The 16,704-nt window shown below is 68.0% G+C and carries 13 protein-coding genes; all 13 read right to left on the reverse strand.

Features of this window, described 5'->3' with window-relative positions; genetic code table 11:
• Nucleotides 1-7: 7 nt before the first annotated feature.
• The gene (locus RM530_RS12120; RefSeq protein WP_311365496.1) at nt 8-1,285 is read right to left on the reverse strand and encodes a M20/M25/M40 family metallo-hydrolase; all 1,278 of its coding nucleotides are present in this window, start codon (nt 1,283-1,285) and stop codon (nt 8-10) included.
• Nucleotides 1,282-3,033 carry an allantoate amidohydrolase gene (locus RM530_RS12125; RefSeq protein WP_311365497.1) on the reverse strand — a complete coding sequence of 584 codons (1,752 nt, stop codon included), beginning with the start codon at nt 3,031-3,033 and terminating at the stop codon, nt 1,282-1,284. Before RM530_RS12125 ends, RM530_RS12120 begins: the two co-directional genes overlap by 4 nt.
• Nucleotides 3,030-3,983 (reverse strand): allantoinase PuuE, encoded by a 954-nt coding sequence (puuE, locus tag RM530_RS12130; protein WP_311365498.1) that lies wholly within the window; start codon nt 3,981-3,983, stop codon nt 3,030-3,032. The genes RM530_RS12125 and puuE overlap by 4 nt, the downstream gene beginning before the upstream one ends.
• A gap of 17 nt (nt 3,984-4,000) precedes the next feature.
• On the reverse strand, nt 4,001-4,753 hold the full coding sequence (locus tag RM530_RS12135; protein ID WP_311365499.1) for a GntR family transcriptional regulator: 753 nt from the start codon (nt 4,751-4,753) through the stop codon (nt 4,001-4,003).
• Nucleotides 4,754-4,926: 173 nt separating this feature from the next.
• Entirely contained in the window at nt 4,927-6,234 is a 1,308-nt protein-coding gene (guaD, locus tag RM530_RS12140; protein ID WP_311365500.1) for a guanine deaminase, read from the reverse strand.
• A complete protein-coding gene (locus RM530_RS12145) occupies nt 6,231-7,469 on the reverse strand; it encodes a urate hydroxylase PuuD (protein WP_311365501.1) in 1,239 nt (412 codons plus the stop codon). The genes guaD and RM530_RS12145 overlap by 4 nt, the downstream gene beginning before the upstream one ends.
• A gap of 7 nt (nt 7,470-7,476) precedes the next feature.
• Nucleotides 7,477-8,403: an ABC transporter permease gene (locus RM530_RS12150; RefSeq protein ID WP_311365502.1), complete on the reverse strand. Its 927-nt coding sequence runs from the start codon at nt 8,401-8,403 to the stop codon at nt 7,477-7,479.
• Nucleotides 8,404-8,509: 106 nt separating this feature from the next.
• The gene (locus tag RM530_RS12155; protein WP_311365503.1) at nt 8,510-9,580 is read right to left on the reverse strand and encodes an ABC transporter permease; all 1,071 of its coding nucleotides are present in this window, start codon (nt 9,578-9,580) and stop codon (nt 8,510-8,512) included.
• A complete protein-coding gene (locus tag RM530_RS12160) occupies nt 9,567-11,111 on the reverse strand; it encodes an ABC transporter ATP-binding protein (protein ID WP_311365504.1) in 1,545 nt (514 codons plus the stop codon). The genes RM530_RS12155 and RM530_RS12160 overlap by 14 nt, the downstream gene beginning before the upstream one ends.
• On the reverse strand, nt 11,090-12,193 hold the full coding sequence (gene xdhC, locus RM530_RS12165) for a xanthine dehydrogenase accessory protein XdhC (RefSeq protein ID WP_311365505.1): 1,104 nt from the start codon (nt 12,191-12,193) through the stop codon (nt 11,090-11,092). Before xdhC ends, RM530_RS12160 begins: the two co-directional genes overlap by 22 nt.
• A 144-nt stretch (nt 12,194-12,337) precedes the next feature.
• Nucleotides 12,338-14,629 carry a xanthine dehydrogenase molybdopterin binding subunit gene (gene xdhB, locus RM530_RS12170; RefSeq protein ID WP_311365506.1) on the reverse strand — a complete coding sequence of 764 codons (2,292 nt, stop codon included), beginning with the start codon at nt 14,627-14,629 and terminating at the stop codon, nt 12,338-12,340.
• On the reverse strand, nt 14,626-16,104 hold the full coding sequence (xdhA, locus tag RM530_RS12175) for a xanthine dehydrogenase small subunit (protein ID WP_311365507.1): 1,479 nt from the start codon (nt 16,102-16,104) through the stop codon (nt 14,626-14,628). The genes xdhB and xdhA overlap by 4 nt, the downstream gene beginning before the upstream one ends.
• Nucleotides 16,105-16,120: 16 nt before the next feature.
• Nucleotides 16,121-16,471, reverse strand: a complete 351-nt coding sequence (uraH, locus tag RM530_RS12180) for a hydroxyisourate hydrolase (RefSeq protein ID WP_311365508.1) — start codon at nt 16,469-16,471, stop codon at nt 16,121-16,123.
• Nucleotides 16,472-16,704: the final 233 nt, after the last annotated feature.

Consider the following 16,704-nt stretch of genomic DNA (forward strand, 5'->3'; position numbering starts at 1 on the left):
CAAGCGTTCAATCGAGCAGCCATTCCGCCAACGCGCAGGCCACGGTCTGCGTCGCCGCCTTGAGGTCGTTCAGGCGCAGGCATTCGTCGGCGGCGTGGCCGTTGGCCTCGCCCAATGTGCGCGGGCCGGCGCCATAGAGCACGGTGGGAATGCCGGCGGCGGTGTAGTGGCGCGCGTCGGTGTACAGCGGCACGCCGTGTTCGACGACGGCGGTGCCGAGGAAGTATCCGCCATGCCGTTGCAGGCTCTCGCAGAGCCGGTCCGCACCCGGCAGCTTGACCAGCGGCAGCGCCAGCAGCAGACGGCGCAGTTCGATGCGTATGCCGGGGATGGCGCCGGCCGTGGATTCGATCAGCTGACGCAGTTCGGTTTCGACGGCGTGCGGCGCTTCCTCCGGAATCATGCGGCGGTCGATGCGAAAGCGCACAAGGTCCGGCACCACGTTGGTGTTGATGCCGCCCTCGATCAAACCGACGTTGAGCGTGGGGTGATCGATGCCGTGGGTGTGCGAGTGGCGCGTCGCGAGTTCGTCGCGCGAGGCGTACAGCGCCTGCAGGATCGTCGTTGCCGCGGCCAGTGCATCGACGCCGGATTGCGGCATCGCCGCATGGCCCTGCTTGCCGTGCACCGTCACTTCCAGATGCAGGCAGCCGTTGTGCGCCGTGGTCACGGCGTAGGCGAAGCCAGCGCCGAGCGCGAGGTCGGGCTTGCTCAGTCCCTGTTCCAGCAGGCGGCGCGGACCAATGTCACCGCCGACCTCCTCGTCGTAGGTGAAGTGCAGTTCGATACTGCCCTTGAGCGCCGCACCGCTGGCGGCGAGGTTTTTCAGGGCCAGCAGCGCGTAGGTGTAAGTCGCGAAATCGGACTTGCTGACGGCGACGCCGCGGCCAAGCATCACCGGACCATGCTGTGGGTCTTCGACGATGGCGGCGCCGTAGGGGTCTTGCGTCCAGCCGCGGCCCGGCGGCACCACGTCGCCGTGCGCGTTGAGCGCGATGCAGGGGCCACCGTCGCCGAAGCGCTGGCGCACGATCAGGTTGGTGGAGGAGATCATCCCGGCCGCGCGGGTCACGGCCTCCGGCACCGGATATTCCTCCACTTCAAGACCGAGTTCGCGCAGCAGTGCCGCCGCCTTGAGCGCATGCGCCGCGCAGTCGCCCGGCGGGTTGTCGGTGGGAATGCGCACCAGTTGGGCGAGAAAATCGCAGGCCGCCGGGAAGTCGGTTTCGACCTGGGCGGCGAGTGCGTCACGGGTTCGATCGTCGATCATTGCCGGAGTCGTCATGGGGCCTCGAGGCGCACGAGAAAATCGGCGACCACGAGCGCGGCGACGTCGGCGTCGAGTACGCTGAGCGTCTCATCGGGATGGTGGCTGATGCCACCGTTGCCGCAGCGCACGAACAGCATGCCGGCCTGCGTCAACGCCGCTATCGGCACGGCGTCGTGACCGGCGCCGCTGGCCAGTTGGCGCACGGCGTCGCGGCCGGTGACGCGGCGGATACTGTCGGCCAGGGCCTGGCGGATCATCGGCGCGCAGGGCGTGGCCGCGCCCTTGAGCACTTCTTCGAGTTCGATGCGCACACCACGCCGGGCGCCGATGCGCTCGATCTCGGCGAGCAGGTCCGCGACGGCGGCGTCGCGCGTGGCGTCCTCGGGCGCGCGCACGTCCAGCGACAGTTCGCAGCGGCCGGGGATCACGTTGACCGCGCCGCCCGGCACCTGCAGCCGGCCGACGGTGCCGACCAGGCCGGCAACGCCGGCGCAGCGCTTTTCGGTGTGCAGCAGGATTTCGGCGGCCGCCGCCGCGGCATCGTGGCGCAGGTGCATGGGCACGGTGCCGGCGTGGCCGGCGGTGCCCTCGATTTGGATCAAAAAGCGCTGGCTGCCGTTGATCGCCGTGACCACGCCCAGCGGCAGGTCCTCGTCCAGCAACTGCGGGCCCTGTTCGATGTGGACTTCCAGATAGCCGAGCAGCGATTCGGGGTCGCGCGCCAGCGCGGGAATCGCCTGCGGATCGAGTCCGGCACCGAGCAGCGCTGCGCGCAGGCTGATGCCGTCCGCGTCCTGCCGATCGAGCAGGCCCGAGTCGAACTGGCCGGTGATCGCGCGGCTGCCGAGATAGGTGGAGCCGAAGCGCACGCCTTCCTCGTCGCCGAAGCCGATGATTTCCAGATCGTAGTCCAGCCTCACGCCGCTGTGCCGCAGGTGCTCGACCACGGCGATCGGCAGCAGGATGCCGAGGCGTCCGTCGTAGGCACCGCCATTGACCACGGTGTCGTAGTGCGAGCCCATCAGCAGCGTCTTCGCGTTCGGGCGGCCGCAGGACCAGCGGCCGACGACATTGCCGATGGCGTCGATCTGCGCCTGCAGGCCGGCCGCACGCATCCAGTCGCAGAGTCGCTGCGCGGTCGCGCGATGCGCTGCGCCGAGATAGGTGCAGCTCAGCGCGTCGGCGTCGTCGGAGTACTGACGCAGATGATCGGCCATGGCGAGAATGCTTTCGCCCATCGGCTCGCGCACGCGCTCGGCGAGGCGGAATTCGGCGATGCGTTCGATTTGCGCGAGCGCGGTCGCCAACTCGTCCGCGGGTTCGTTGCGCAGACGCTGCTCGAAGGCGCGCAGCACCGAGGCGCGGTCATGGCCCTTGACCGCGAGCACGAACGGAAAGCCGAAGCGCGTGTTGTAGTCGCTGTTGAGTGTCTGCAAACGCGCGAATTCCTCGGCGCTGCATTCGGACAGGCCGGCGCCGGCCTGCTCGCGCGTGGATTCAGCCGTGAGTTCGCCGCGCACCGCGGCCTTGCCGGCCAGTTCCGGATGCGCGCGCACCAGCGCCAGCTGTTCGTCCGTCGTGGCGGCCAGCACCACTGCCTGCATCGCGGCCAGCAACTCCAGACGCGAGCTGAACGGTCGCGCTGCCGCCGTGCGTTCGGCGATCCATGGTGAGTGTTCGTAGATGCCGGCGAGCTGCGCCGAAAATTCGGCAGCCGCCGCGCGGTTGAGCGCGCCCAGTTCGATGCGCGGGTCCGTGTTCACGCTGCCGTCTCCGCCGGGAAGCGCTCGATCCAGTGCCGCGCGATGTCGATGCGGCGGCACACCCACACGTCCTCGTGCGCCTGCACGTGATCGACGAAGCGTGCCAACGCCGCCATTCGCGCCGGCCGGCCGACGATGCGGTTGTGCAGGCCGATCGACAGCATCTTCGGCGCGTTCAGTCCCTTGGGGTCGCCTTCTGCGTAGAGCACGTCGAAGGCATCGCGCAGGTGTTCGAAGAACTGGGTGCCGGTGGCGAAGCCCTGCGGGCTGGCGAAGCGCATGTCGTTGGTATCCAGTGTGTACGGCACCACCAGATGCGGCTTTACGCCTTGCGCGGTGTCTACCTGCGTCCAGTACGGCAGGTCGTCTGCATAGGAATCCGCGTCATAGACGAAGCCACCGTGCTCGACCACCAGCCTGCGCGTGTTGGGGCTGTCGCGGCCGGTGTACCAGCCCTGCGGCGCCTCGCCAGTGAGTGTGCGCAGGATGTTCACGGCTTCGGCCATGTGCGCGCGCTCGGTGGCTTCGTCGATCAGTTGGTAGTTGATCCAGCGCAGTCCGTGGCAGGCGATCTCAAAGCCGAGTTCGCGGCAGGCGGCCAGCGCCTCCGGGTGGCGCGCCAGTGCCATCGCCACGCCGAAGACCGTCAGCGGCAGGCCGCGCGATTCGAACAGACGCAGCACACGCCAGAAGCCGGCGCGCGTGCCGTATTCGTAGAGCGATTCGATGCTCTGGTGGCGCATCGGAAAGGCCTGCGGGTCATACATTTCCGAGAGGAAGGTTTCCGAAGCGGCGTCGCCGTGCAGCACCGAGTTCTCCGAGCCCTCTTCGAAATTGAGCACGAACTGCACGGCGATGCGTGCACCACCGGGCCACTGCGGATGTGGCGGCCTGCGGCCGTAGCCGATCAGGTCGCGGGGGTAGTTCGGATCTCGGAAGTCAGGATTCACGGTCGGCTTCGGTGGGGTCAGACACGCGCCGGTGGTGCCAGCACACTGTAGAGATCGACGCCCGGGGTTTCGGGTTCTTCGAGCTGCAAGTCGCCGAGTACGTGGTCGAGGTGTTCGAGCATCAGCTTCGGGGCCTTCGCGCTGCGCGCCAGCAGAGCCTGGTAGAGCGTCTCGTGTTCGTCGGGCGGGCAGCTCGAAGCACCGGATGCCTGGTAGACGGCGACGATCAGCGAGGATCGCGAGACCAGCTCGCGCAGCAGTTCGAGCAGCGTGTGGTTGCCCGCGATTTCCGCCAGCAGCAGATGGAACTCGCCAGACAGGCGGATCATCGCGCGCCGGTCGCGGCGCAGCCAGGCATCCTGCTCGGCTTCGAGCATCGCGCGCACGCGCTGGATATCCGCATCGGTGGCGACCTCGACGAACTTGGCGACGATGCCGGCTTCCAGCAGGCGCCGCGCCTCGAACACGTCCAGCGCGTCCTGCGTGGTCGGCTTGCACACCACCGCACCGCGGTTCGGCATCAGCGTCACCAGACGCTCATTCGCCAGGCGTTGCAAGACCTGTCGCACACGCGTGCGCCCCAGCGAGAAGATCTCGCACAGCTTGGTTTCGACCAGCCGCGTTTCGGGCGGCAGGCTGTGGTCCATGATCGCTTCGCAGATGCGTTCGTAGGCCTGATCAACATCGCTTTCGGCGGTGACGTCCGCGGTCGGCGGGCGTTTGCTGCGCGTGGGGCGGCGCAGCGTGACGCCGGCGATTTCGGCGCTCATGCGGTGGCTCCGGTGTTGCTGTCGCGGTTCGCGATCAACCGTAGGGCTGGCAAAGCGCAGCGTGCCCACGCGTTCGGGGCGCGGCGAACCGCGTGGGCACGGGCTGCGCCCTTTGCCCACCCTACGGAACGGTCGCAGTGGTCGGAACGGTTCATTGATTCTGTTTTCATCATTCAGGCCGCCCTCTCCACGGCTTCTCCCATGACATAACACCGCCGAATCGCGCGGTCGTCGCCCAGCGTCATCGCCAGCCGCAGCGTCTCGTCGAGTGTGCGTGCCTGTGCGCTGCGCCGCGCCAGCAAGGGCGTGGCGGCAAGGTCGAGAACCACGAAGTCGGCTTCGTTACCGCTGCGGAACGAGCCGATGCGATCATCCAGGTGCAGCACGCGCGCGCCGCCCAGCGTCGCCAGATAGAAGGCGCGCAGTGGGGTCAGGGTCTGCTGCCGCAGCTGCGCCACCTTGTAGGCTTCGCCGAGCGTGCGCAGCATCGAAAAGCTGGTGCCGCCGCCCACGTCCGTGCCCATGCCGAAGCGCACACCGGCGGCGTCGGTGGCGGCGAGGTCGAACAGGCCGCTGCCGAGGTAGAGGTTGGAGGTGGGGCAGAAGGCGATGCCGGCTTCGGCCTCGTGCAGGCGCGCGCGGTCGGTGTCGTCCAGGTGCAGGCAGTGGGCGTAGACCGAGCGTTCGCGCACCAGACCGTAACGGTCGTAGACGTCGAGGTAGCTGCGGCTCCAGGGATGCAGTTCGTGCACCCAGTCGATTTCGCCGAAGTTCTCGGCGAGGTGGCTGTGCACGTAAACGTCCGGCTGTTCGGCGGCAAGCGTTCCGGCGGCCTGCATCTGCGCGTCCGAGCAGGTCACGGCGAAGCGCGGGGTGATCGCGTAGTGCAGGCGGTCCGTGCCGTGCCAGCGCTCGATCAGCGCGCGGTTGTCGCGGTCGCTGGAGGCGGCGGTGTCGCGCAGGTTCTCGGGGCAGTGGCGGTCCATCATCGCCTTGCCGGCGATCATGCGCAGGCCGCGCGACTGGCTGGCCTGCATGAAGGCGTCGACCGAGGTCCTGTGCACGGTGCCGAACACCAGCGCGGTGGTGGTGCCGTTGCGCAGCAGTTCGTCGAGAAAGAAGTCCGCGACCTCGCGCGCGTAGGCGGCGTCGCCGAAGCGTGCCTCGGCCGGAAAGGTGTAGTCGCTGAGCCAGTCCAGCAACTGACGGCCGCCGGAACCGATGATCTCGGTCTGCGGGTAGTGGATATGGGTATCGATGAAGCCCGGCAGCAGCAGGCCGTTGCCGTGTTCGACGATTTCGACATCGGCCGGCAGTGTTGCCAGTAATGTTTCGGCTGGGCCGAGGCCCTGCACGCGACCGTCGGCGACCAGCAGCAGCCCATCGGTGAAATACTCGTAGGCGCCGGCCTCGTCGTGTTCGCCGGGGTCGGTGAGGAAGTGCAGCAGCGCGCCGCGATGGGCGGTCAATCGCGCGTTCACGGCTGCGGCGCTCCGGCGTCGATCCAGGCGATCAGCTGAGCGCGCTCGGCGTCGGTCATCTTCGTCAGATTGCCGATCGGCATGGCGCGGCTGGCGACCTGCTGGCGCACCGGTTCGAGATGCGCCAGCAGCGTCTCCGGCGTGTCGAGTTCGATACCCAGCGGCGGGCTGTAGAAGCCGGGCTGGGTCGGGTGTTCGGCGTGGCAACCGGCGCAGCGCTGGATGACGATGGCCTGCGCGCGCTCGAAGTCCGGAACCTCGACCGCTTCGGCGCCCGCGCTGTCGTCTGCCGTGTCCCTGGCCGTTGCCGGCGGCGTGGGCCGCAGCGCGACGAGTACCACCAGGATCGCCAGCACGCCGACGATCACCGGCAGCGGCGAGGTCTTGCCGCCGCGTTCATGCGCCTTGTGGCGTGCGACGAACCAGGCGCGGATCGCGGCGCCGGCGAAGCACAGGCCGATCAGCACCAGCCAGTTGTGCGGGCCGCCGTAGGTCATCGCATAGTGGTTGCTGATCATCGTGAACAGCACCGGCAGCGTGAAATAGGTGTTGTGCACCGAACGCTGCTTGCCGCGCTCGCCGTAGACCGGGTTGGGCGCCTCGCCGCGCGCCATCGCGGCGACGTTTTTGCGCTGGCCCGGGATGATCACCATCAGCACGTTGGCGGCCATGATCGTCGCCATCATCGCGCCGAAATGCAGGAAGGCGCCGCGTCCCGAGAACACCTGGCACAGGCCCCAGGCGGCGGCGCACAGCAGCAGCGCGAGCACCGCGCCGAGTGCCTTGTCGTTACGGCCCAGCGGCGAGCGGCACAGGCCGTCATACACCGCCCAACCCGCGAGCAGCGTGCCCAGGCCGATCGCCACCGCCTGCCAGCCGGCCAGCGCGGCGACCGAGGGGTCGATCATGTACACCTCGGGCGAGCGGTAGTACAGCACGCACAGCAGGAAGAAGCCGGACAGCCAGGTGCTGTACGCCTCCCAGTAGAACCAGTGCAGCGATCCCGGCATTTGCGCCGGTGCCAGTGCGTACTTCTGCGCGTGATAGAAGCCGCCGCCGTGCACCGACCACAGCTCGCCGCCGACACCCTTGGCGGCGTCGGCCGGGTCGGCCGGTTTGAGCAGGTGATTGTCCAGCCACACGAAATAGAACGAGGCACCGATCCAGGCGATGCCGGTGATCACGTGGACCCAGCGACCCAGCAGGCTCAACCATTCGAACAAATAGGCGTCCATGCGCGCCTCAGAGGTCCGGGTGGAAGGGCTTGCCCAGCGCGGCCGGCTGGTTGAGCAGGATGATCTTGCCGTCGCGGCAGATCAGCACCAGCACCACGATGGTGGCGAGGTACGGCAGCATCGACATGAACTCGGACGGCACGTCCAGACCGAAGCCCTGGGCATAGAGTTGCAGCACGGTGACGCCGCCGAACAGATAGGCGCCGAGCAGCACGCGCAGCGGCTTCCAGGTGGCGAACACCACCAGCGCCAGCGCGATCCAGCCTCGGCCGGAACTCATCGATTCCACCCACATCGGCGTCAGCGCGGTCGACAGATAGGCCCCGGCGACACCGCTGCAGGCACCGCCGAACATCACTGCGGCGTAGCGCACCAGGGCCACCGGGCGGCCGATGGCATGGGCCACGCCGGGCGCCTCGCCGACCGCGCGTGTCAGCAGGCCCCAATGGCTGCGCGTGAGGAACCACTGCACCGCGAAGAACAGCACGATGGAGCCGTAGACCACGAGGTTGTACTTGAACAGCAGCGGCCCGAGCAGCGGAATGTCCGACAGCAGCGGCAGATCCAGCGCCGGCACCGGCGTGATCGGCTGGCCGACGAAGGGCCGCCCGGCGAAGGAGGACAGGCCCACGCCGAACAGCGTCAGCGCCAGGCCGGTGGCGACCTGGTTGGTCTGCAAGGTAATCGTGAGAAAGCCGAAGATCAGCGACATCAGCACGCCCGCGCCGATTGCGGCGAGATAGCCGAGCGCGAGGCTGCCGGTCGTCAGGCCGACGGCGAAGGCCGCCACCGCGCCGATCAGCATCATGCCCTCGACGCCGAGGTTGAGCACGCCGGCCTTTTCGGTGACCAGTTCGCCGAGCGCGGCGTAGATCAGCGGCGTGGCGGCGACCACGGTGCTGACGAGGATCGCGATGATTGGGTCAGTGGTCATGAGGCGCAGCGGTTTCGCGCAATTCGAGGGTGGGCAAAGGCCGCAGGCCGTGCCCACGTGGGTCGGGACGGTGCCGACGCTACGATCATTACGGTCGTTCCCGGCATCACGCTGCTCCCGCCACGGTTCTGATGCGCAGCCGGAAGTTCACGAACAGATCCGCCGCCAGCAGATAGAACAGCAACAAGCCCTGGAACAGTCCGGTGATCGCCGAAGGCAGTGCCAGGTTCATTTGCGCCTGCTCACCGCCGAGATACAGCAGCGACATCAGCAGCGAGGCCAGCAGGATTCCGACCGGATGCAGGCGCCCGACGAAGGCGACGATGATCGCGGCGAAGCCGTAGCCGGGCGAGATTTGCGGCTGCAACTGGCCGATCGGGCCGGCGACTTCGCCGAGGCCGGCGAGGCCGGCCGCACCGCCACTGATCAGCAGCGCAAGCCAGATGTTGCGTGCGCTGCCGAAGCCGGCGTAGGTGGCGGCCGCCGGGGCCAGACCGGAAACCTGCATGCGAAAACCGGCGTGGGTTTTCCGGGTGAAGAACCAGGACGCGGCGACCAGCAGCAGCGCAAACACAAAGGCGATGTTGACGCGCGTGCCGTTCCACAGAATCGGCAGCAGTTCCCATTCCTCGAACAGGCGCGACTGCGGAAAGTTGAAACCCATCGGATCGCGCCAGGGGCCGTGCACCAGCCAGGCCAGCAGCAGTTGCGCGATGTAGACCAGCATCAGGCTGGTGAGGATTTCGTTGGTGTGAAAGCGCGTGCGCAGCAGCGCCGGAATCGCCGCCCACAGCATGCCGCCGAGCACGCCGGCGACCAGCATCGCCGGCAAGATCCACGACGATTCGGTTTCGCCCCAGGCCAGCGCCACGCCGGTGCCGGCCAGCGCGCCGACGATCAGCTGGCCCTCGGCGCCGATGTTCCAGACATTGGCGCGAAAGCCGATCGCCAGACCCAGCGCGCACAGCAGCAACGGCGTGGTCTTGAGCAGCAGTTCCCCGAGTCCGTAGACGCTGTTCAGCGGCTTGATGAAGAACACCTGAAAGGCTTCGACCGGGTTCTTGCCAAGGATCAGGAAGATCAGCAGGCCGGTGAGCAGCATCGCCACCGCCGCGATCAACGGCGAGGCCAGGCGCATCGCGCCCGAGGGTTCCGGGCGTTTCTCAAGCCGCAGCACGTTCGGCCTCCTCGCGCTGGATGAAGCCGCCGGCCATCCAGCTGCCGATCTCCTCGATGCTGGTCTCGGCCGGCGTGCGCAGCGGTGACAGTTGTCCGCTGGCGATGACGGCGATCCGGTCGCAGATCGAGAACAGTTCGTCGAGTTCCTCGGACACCACCAGCACCGCGCCACCGCGGTCGCGCAGGTCGATCAGCGCCTGGCGGATCATTTGCGCGGCGCCCACGTCCACGCCCCAGGTCGGCTGCGCGGCCAGCATCACCTCGGGTTCGTGACTGATCTCGCGGCCGACGATGAATTTCTGCAGGTTGCCGCCGGACAGGCTGTTGGCGGCTGACTGCGTGCCGTTGCACTTGACCTTGTAGGCCGCGATCACCTGCTCGGCGAAGGCGCGCGCCGTGCGCATCTTCACCAGCCCGCGACGCACCATGCTCGCGGCGCCGGTCAGCAGCGCATTGTCGGCGAGGCTCATTTCCGGTACCGCGCCGTGACCGAGCCGGTCCTCGGGGACGAAGGCCAGGCCCAGCGTACGGCGCCGCGCCGGGTCGGACTGGCCGACCGGCAGGCCGCCGAGCCGGACCTGACCGGCATCCGTGCACGGCGTCTCGCCGGAGATCGCCGCCATCAGTTCGGTCTGGCCGTTACCGGAGACGCCGGCGATGCCGATGATCTCGCCGCTGCGCACGCGCAGGTCGATGTTGTGCAGGGACGTGCCGAAGGGGTCGGGCGAGGCCAGTGTCAGATTGGTCAGCTCCAGCCGGATGTCGCCGGCTTCGCGCGGCGTCAGCCGGCATTCGGTGAGTTCGTTGCCGATCATCAGCCGCGCCAGACTTGCATTGCTTTGCGTGGCCGGTGTGGCAGTGCCGCTGACGCGGCCGCCGCGCAGCACCGTGGCGGTGCCGCACAGCTCGCGGATTTCGTCGAGCTTGTGGCTGATGTAGAGAATGCTCACGCCTTCGGCCGCGAGCCGGCGCAGGGTCTCGAACAGCACGCGCACCGCCTGCGGCGTCAGCACCGAGGTCGGTTCGTCCATGATCAGCAGGCGCGGTCGCTGCAACAGGCAGCGCACGATCTCCACGCGCTGGCGCTCGCCCACCGACATGCTGTGCACCAGCCGCTGCGGGTCCACCGGCAGGCCGTAACGCTGCGAGACCTCGCGAATGCGCTCGCCGAGTTGCGGCAGCGCTTCGCGTTGGTCCAGCGCCAGCGAAATGTTTTCGGCCACGCTCAGGGTTTCGAACAGCGAAAAGTGCTGGAACACCATGCCGATGCCCAGCGCGCGTGCCGCTTTCGGGTTGGCGATCGTCACCGGCCGGCCTTCCCATTCGATCTGGCCTTCATCGGGGCGCGTCACGCCGTAGACGATCTTCATCAGCGTGCTCTTGCCGGCGCCGTTCTCGCCCATCAACGCGTGAATCTCGCCGCGCTGCACGCACAGGTCCACGCCGTCGTTGGCGACCACGCCGGGATAGCGCTTGGAGATGCCGCGCAATACCAGGCGCGGTGCGTTCAGCTCTGCTTGGCTTGGCATATGTGGCACTGACCGGCATTGCAGGGAGACTCGACCGGCTGTGGGGCCGGCGAGGCGCTTGGGTCGGCTGGGGTACTCAGCGTCTGCATGAGCTGTGCGGCCACGCCCACGGCGATGGCGCCGGGCCATTTGCTGTCGATGCCGGGCACGCCGATCGGGCAGATCAGCCGCGCCAGACGCGCCTCGTCGATGCCGTCGCGACGCAGCCGCGACCGGAAGCGCGCGGCCTTGCTGGCCGAGCCGATCAGGCCGAGGTAGCGTGCGTCGTCGCGCTGCAGCAGGGCCAGCACCAGCGCGTAGTCCAGTGCATGATCGTGCGTCATGACGATGTGCGCGGCGCCGGGTGGTGCCTCGTGCTGCAGCGCCAGCGGCGCGGTGGCGCGCGGCGTCACCGATTCCGGCAGGTCCGCCGGAAACACGCCGGGTCGGGCATCGATCCAGCTGACTTGCAGCGGCAGTTCGGCCAGCACACGCACCAGGGCCTGGCCGACGTGGCCGGCGCCGTACAGCCACAGCGGCTGGCGGGCATCGTCGAGGCGTTCGAGCAGTTCGGCGCTGTCCTTGGTGGGGTCGCGTTGTAGTGTGACGGGCGTCTGCGCGTCGGCCGACACGATGCTGCGGGCTTCGATGCGGTCGCCGCGCAGGGTGCTGCGCAGCCATAGCGGCTTGCCGGTTTCCAGTTCGGTCACGAGTCGTTCGAGCAGCGGGCGGTCTGCGCCGGCCCAACGTTCCAGCCAGACTTCGACCACGCCGCCGCAGCATTGGCCGAGTTCGATGCCGAGTATCAGTTTCTGCACGCGGGCGTTCGCGTCACCGCCCAACAGCTCGCGCGCGGCGCGCAGTGCCTGCCATTCGAGATGGCCACCGCCGACGGTGCCATACAGTGTGTCGCCCGCCAGCAGCATGCAGGCGCCGGCCTCCCGCGGGGCGGAGCCGCGAACGCCGGCGATCAGCACGCGGACGACGGCCGGGTGGTCACGCAGGCTGGCGAGGGTTTGGCGCGGCCAGCTGTGCAGCGGACGCAGCCAGTCGCCGGTTGCAATGGACTGCGCGGATTGTGGGGCTGTGTGGAGGCTAAGCATGACTGGCTTGCGCTCGTGTCCACGCGTTTGTGGCGACCCTGCCCGCGTGGGCACGGCCTTTGGCCTTTGCCCTCCCCACGGTCTCGCCGTGTGCCCGGGGCCGTAGGGTGGGCAAAGCGCAGCGTGCCCACGCGTCCGGGCTATTCATCGCGCATCCCCCCGAATCCCCTCCACCGCCCCCAGCACCGCCTCCGCCGTCGCCGGCGCCCGCAGCCTCGGAATCGCGGTGCCGTCACCACAGGCGGCGACCGCGTCGCGAATCGCGTGCAGCACCGAGATTGCCAGCATCAAGGGTGGCTCGCCGACGGCCTTGGAACGATGAATCGTGTCCTCGCGATTGGGCTCGTGTTCGAGCAGGCGCACGTCGAAGTGTTCGGGCCATTCGCGCGCGGTCGGGATCTTGTAGGTCGAGGGCGCGTGCGTGCGCAGTTCTCCGTGCGCGTTCCAGACCAGTTCCTCGGTCGTCAGCCAGCCCATGCCCTGAACGAAACCGCCTTCGATCTGGCCGAGATCGATCGCGGGATTCAGCGAGCGGCCGACGTCATGCAGGATGTCGGTGCGCAGCAACTGGCTTTCGCCGGTCAGCGTGTCGATCGCGACTTCGGAGACGGCGGCGCCGTAGGCGAAATAGAAGAACGGCCGGCCGTGCAGGTGCTCGCGGTCCCAATGAATCTTGGGCGTGGCGTAGTAGCCGGTGGCGGACAGTTGCACGCGCGCGTCGTAGGCCAGCGCAACGAGATTCTTGAAACCGATCGAGTGTTCGCCGAGTTCGACGTGGCCGTCGGCGAAGCGCACCTGCTCGGGTTTCAGGTCCGGCGTGATGCGGCAGGCGAAGTCGGTGAGGCGTTCGCGCAGGGTGATTGCCGCCGCCTGCGCGGCCTTGCCGTTGAGGTCGGAGCCGCTGGAGGCGGCGGTGGCGGAGGTGTTGGGAACCTTGCTGGTGTCGGTACTGCTGAGGCGCACCGCGCCCAGCGGCAGGCCGAGTTCCTGGGCGACCACCTGCGCGACCTTGGTGTACAGGCCCTGGCCCATTTCGGTGCCGCCGTGATTGAGCAGCACGCTGCCGTCGGTGTAGATGTGGAGCAGCGCGCCGGCCTGGTTGTAGCGCACGGCGTTGAAGGAGATGCCGAACTTCACCGGCGTCAGCGCGATGCCGCGCTTGATGATCGGGTTGGCAGCGTTGAATTCGGCGATCCCGGCTCGACGGCGTTCGTAGCCGCTGCTGGCGGCAAGCTGATCGGTGATGGTGTCGAGCACATTGTCCTCGACGATCTGGCCGTAGTGGGTTTCGTTGCGCTCGTCGATGCCGTAGTAGTTGCGGCGGCGCACGGTCAGCGGATCGAGCCGCAGCCTGCGCGCGATCTCGTCGACGATCTGCTCGATGATGAGCATGCCCTGCGGTCCGCCGAAGCCCCTGAAAGCGGTGTTGGAGACCGTGTTGGTCTTGCACAGATGGCAGACCAGATCGAGATGTTCGAGGAAATAGGCGTTGTCGATGTGGCAGACGGCGCGGTCGTTGACCGGGCTCGACAAATCCGCCGAATAACCGCAGCGCGAGGCCATCATCACTTGCAGCGCCTGGATGCGGCCGGTGTCGTCGAAGCCGGCCTCGTAGTCGGCGAGAAAGTCGTGGCGCTTGCCGGTGAGCAGCATGTCGTCGTCGCGGTCCAGGCGCAGCTTGACCGGGCGGCCGGTCTTGCGCGCCATCACCGCCGCGGCCGCCGCCAGCAGCGCCGGCTGGCTTTCCTTGCCGCCGAAGCCGCCGCCCATGCGCCGGCATTGCACGTTGATGCGGTGCGAGGGCCAGCCGAGCACGTCGCCGACCATGTGCTGGACTTCGCTGGGGTGCTGGGTAGAGCTGTGAATCAGGATCGTGTCGTCTTCTTGCGGGATCGCGATTGCGATCTGGCCTTCCAGATAGAAGTGATCCTGGCCGCCGATGTCGATGCTGCCGTGCAGGCGGTGCGCTGCCTCGGCCAGCGCCTGCGTCGGTTCGCCGCGCAGGATGCGCTTGCTCGGCATCACGTAGCTTTGCGCGGCCAGCGCCGAGCGAATGTCGAGAATCGCCGGCAGGGTTTCGTAGTCGGCCTGCGCCAGCCGCGCCGCCCTGCGTGCGGCGGTATAGCTGTTGGCGGCGACCAGGAACAGCGACTGCCCGGCGTATTCGACGAGGTTCTCGGCGAACACCGGATCGTCGGGCTGGATGCCGCCATAGTTGTTGCGGCCGGGAATGTCAGCGGCGGTGCAGACCGCGACCACGCCCGGTGCGGCGCGCACCGCGCTCAGGTCCATGTTGAGGATGTGCGCGTGCGCCACCGGGCTGAGGCCGAAGGCGGCGTGCACGGTGTTGGCCGGCAGATTGATGTCGTCCGCGTAATGCGCGCCGCCGCTGACGTGCAGCTGCGCGCTTTCGTGCGGCGTGGCGCTGCCGATCACAGCTTCACCGCCAGCGTGCGCAACAGCGGCGCATGGCCGCGCAGCGGATGCGCGAGATAGAAGCGGCGCAGCAGATTGCCGGCGCCGCGCAGGCGGTAGTCGGCGGAGGCGCGCATGTCGCCGATCGGCGCGTAGTCGCGGGCCAGCGCCGCGATCGCCAAATCGGTTGTTGCGTCACTCCAGGGCTGGCCGATCAAGGCGGCCTCGGCTTCGCGTGCGCGTGCCGGAATCGCGGCCATGCCGCCGTGAGCGATGCGGGCGTCGCGCACCAGGCCATCCTCGACGCGAATGGCGTAGGCACTACAGACCGCGGAAATGTCCTGATCGAGCCGCTTGGACAGCTTGTAGCTTTCGACCCACACGCCGGCACGCGGCGCCGGAACATGGATCGCCACCAGGAATTCGCCGGGCTGCCAGTTCTTCTTCTGATAGCCGAGATAGAAATCTTCCAGCGGCAGGCGGCGCAGGGCATCACCACGGCGCAGCGTGATTTCGGCGCCGAGCGCGATCAGCACCGGCATCGAGTCGCCGATCGGCGAACCGTTGGCGACGTTGCCACCGAGCGTGCCGGCGTTGCGCACCGGCGGCGAGGCGAAGCGTTGCGCGACTTCGGCCAGCGTCGGGTAGTGGGCGACGATGGCGGCCCAGGCGTCGGTCAAGGAGACGGCGGCGCCGATATCGAGGCCGGCTTCGGTCTCGGCAATCGTCCGGAGTTCGGAGACCTCGCCGACATAAACCAGCGCCGGCAGCTCGCGCAGGTGCTTGGTGGCCCACAGGCCGACGTCGGTGCTGCCGGCAAGAATCGTCGCCTCGGGTTGCTCGATCAGCGCGGCGGCGAGTGTGTCCAGCGTGCGCGGCGCGGCGTAGCCCACCTGTTCGAACGTCGCGTCGCGCTGGATTTGGCGCAGCGCCTGCACACGCGACGATGCCGTGGTTTCCTCACGCGACCAGTGTGTCGGCCCGGGATAGCCGCCCATGCGGCAGCCGGCGTCGATGATCGGCCGGTAGCCGGTGCAGCGACACAGGTTGCCGGACAGGCACTCCACGACCTCGTCGCGCTCGACCGCCGGCTTTTGCAGATACAGCGCGAACAGCGACATCACGAAGCCCGGCGTGCAGAAGCCGCACTGCGAACCGTGCGCATCGACCATCGCCTGTTGCACCGGGTGCAGCCTGCCGTCGGCGGCGCGCAGGCCTTCGACCGTGAGCAGTTCCTTGCCGTCGATCGTCGGCAGGAAGCGGATGCAGGCGTTGATCGCGCGATAGCGCACGGCCGCTTCGGAATCGTCGAGTTCACCGAGCACCACGGTGCAGGCGCCGCAGTCGCCTTCGGCGCAGCCTTCCTTGGTGCCGCTGAGTCCGGCGTGTTCGCGCAGGTATTGCAGTACCGTGGTCGTCGCCGGAAGGCCGTCCACGCAGCGCGTTTCGCCATTGAGGACGAAGCGGACGGACTGATCGGCGGCGACCGGAATCATGGTGTGGGTTTCGGCCTCAACTGCCGCGGTAGGTGGAGTAGCTCCACGGCGAGACCAGCAGCGGCACGTGGTAATGCTGCGTGGGTTCGGCGATGCCGAAGCGCAACACCACCTCATCCAGAAAAGGCGGTTCGGGCAGGGCCGTGCCCTGGGCGCGAAAGTAATCGGCCACGTCGAACACCAGTTCGTAGCGTCCGGCTTCGAAGGCGGCGGCGTCGAGCAGTGGCGCGTCGGCGCGGCCGTCCTTGTTGGTTTGTGCGCGCAGCAGCGAGCGACGTCCGCCGTCCAGGCGGAACAGCTCCAGCGTCAGCGCGGCAGCCGGTCGGCCGCTGGCGGTGTCGAGTACGTGCGTCGTCAGTTTGCCCATGGGATTCACTACGGAGTCCGAGCGCCCGAGCCCGCAAGGGCTGTGCCATCGCCGCAATTGTGGTGCGCCGGCTGTACGCACTGCAACTTTGAAATTGTATGCAATCTTAATATCGGATCGTCGCACATCAATGGCGCAGAGTGTGCGCACTCTTGGCGCATTCCCGTCCGAACAGCACCCGATGGGTGCGGCCGCCGCGGGCGGGAGCCGGTAAAAACGAGGCAAATCGGACC

Source organism: Banduia mediterranea (genome assembly GCF_031846245.1).
GTDB lineage: Bacteria > Pseudomonadota > Gammaproteobacteria > Nevskiales > Nevskiaceae > Banduia > Banduia mediterranea.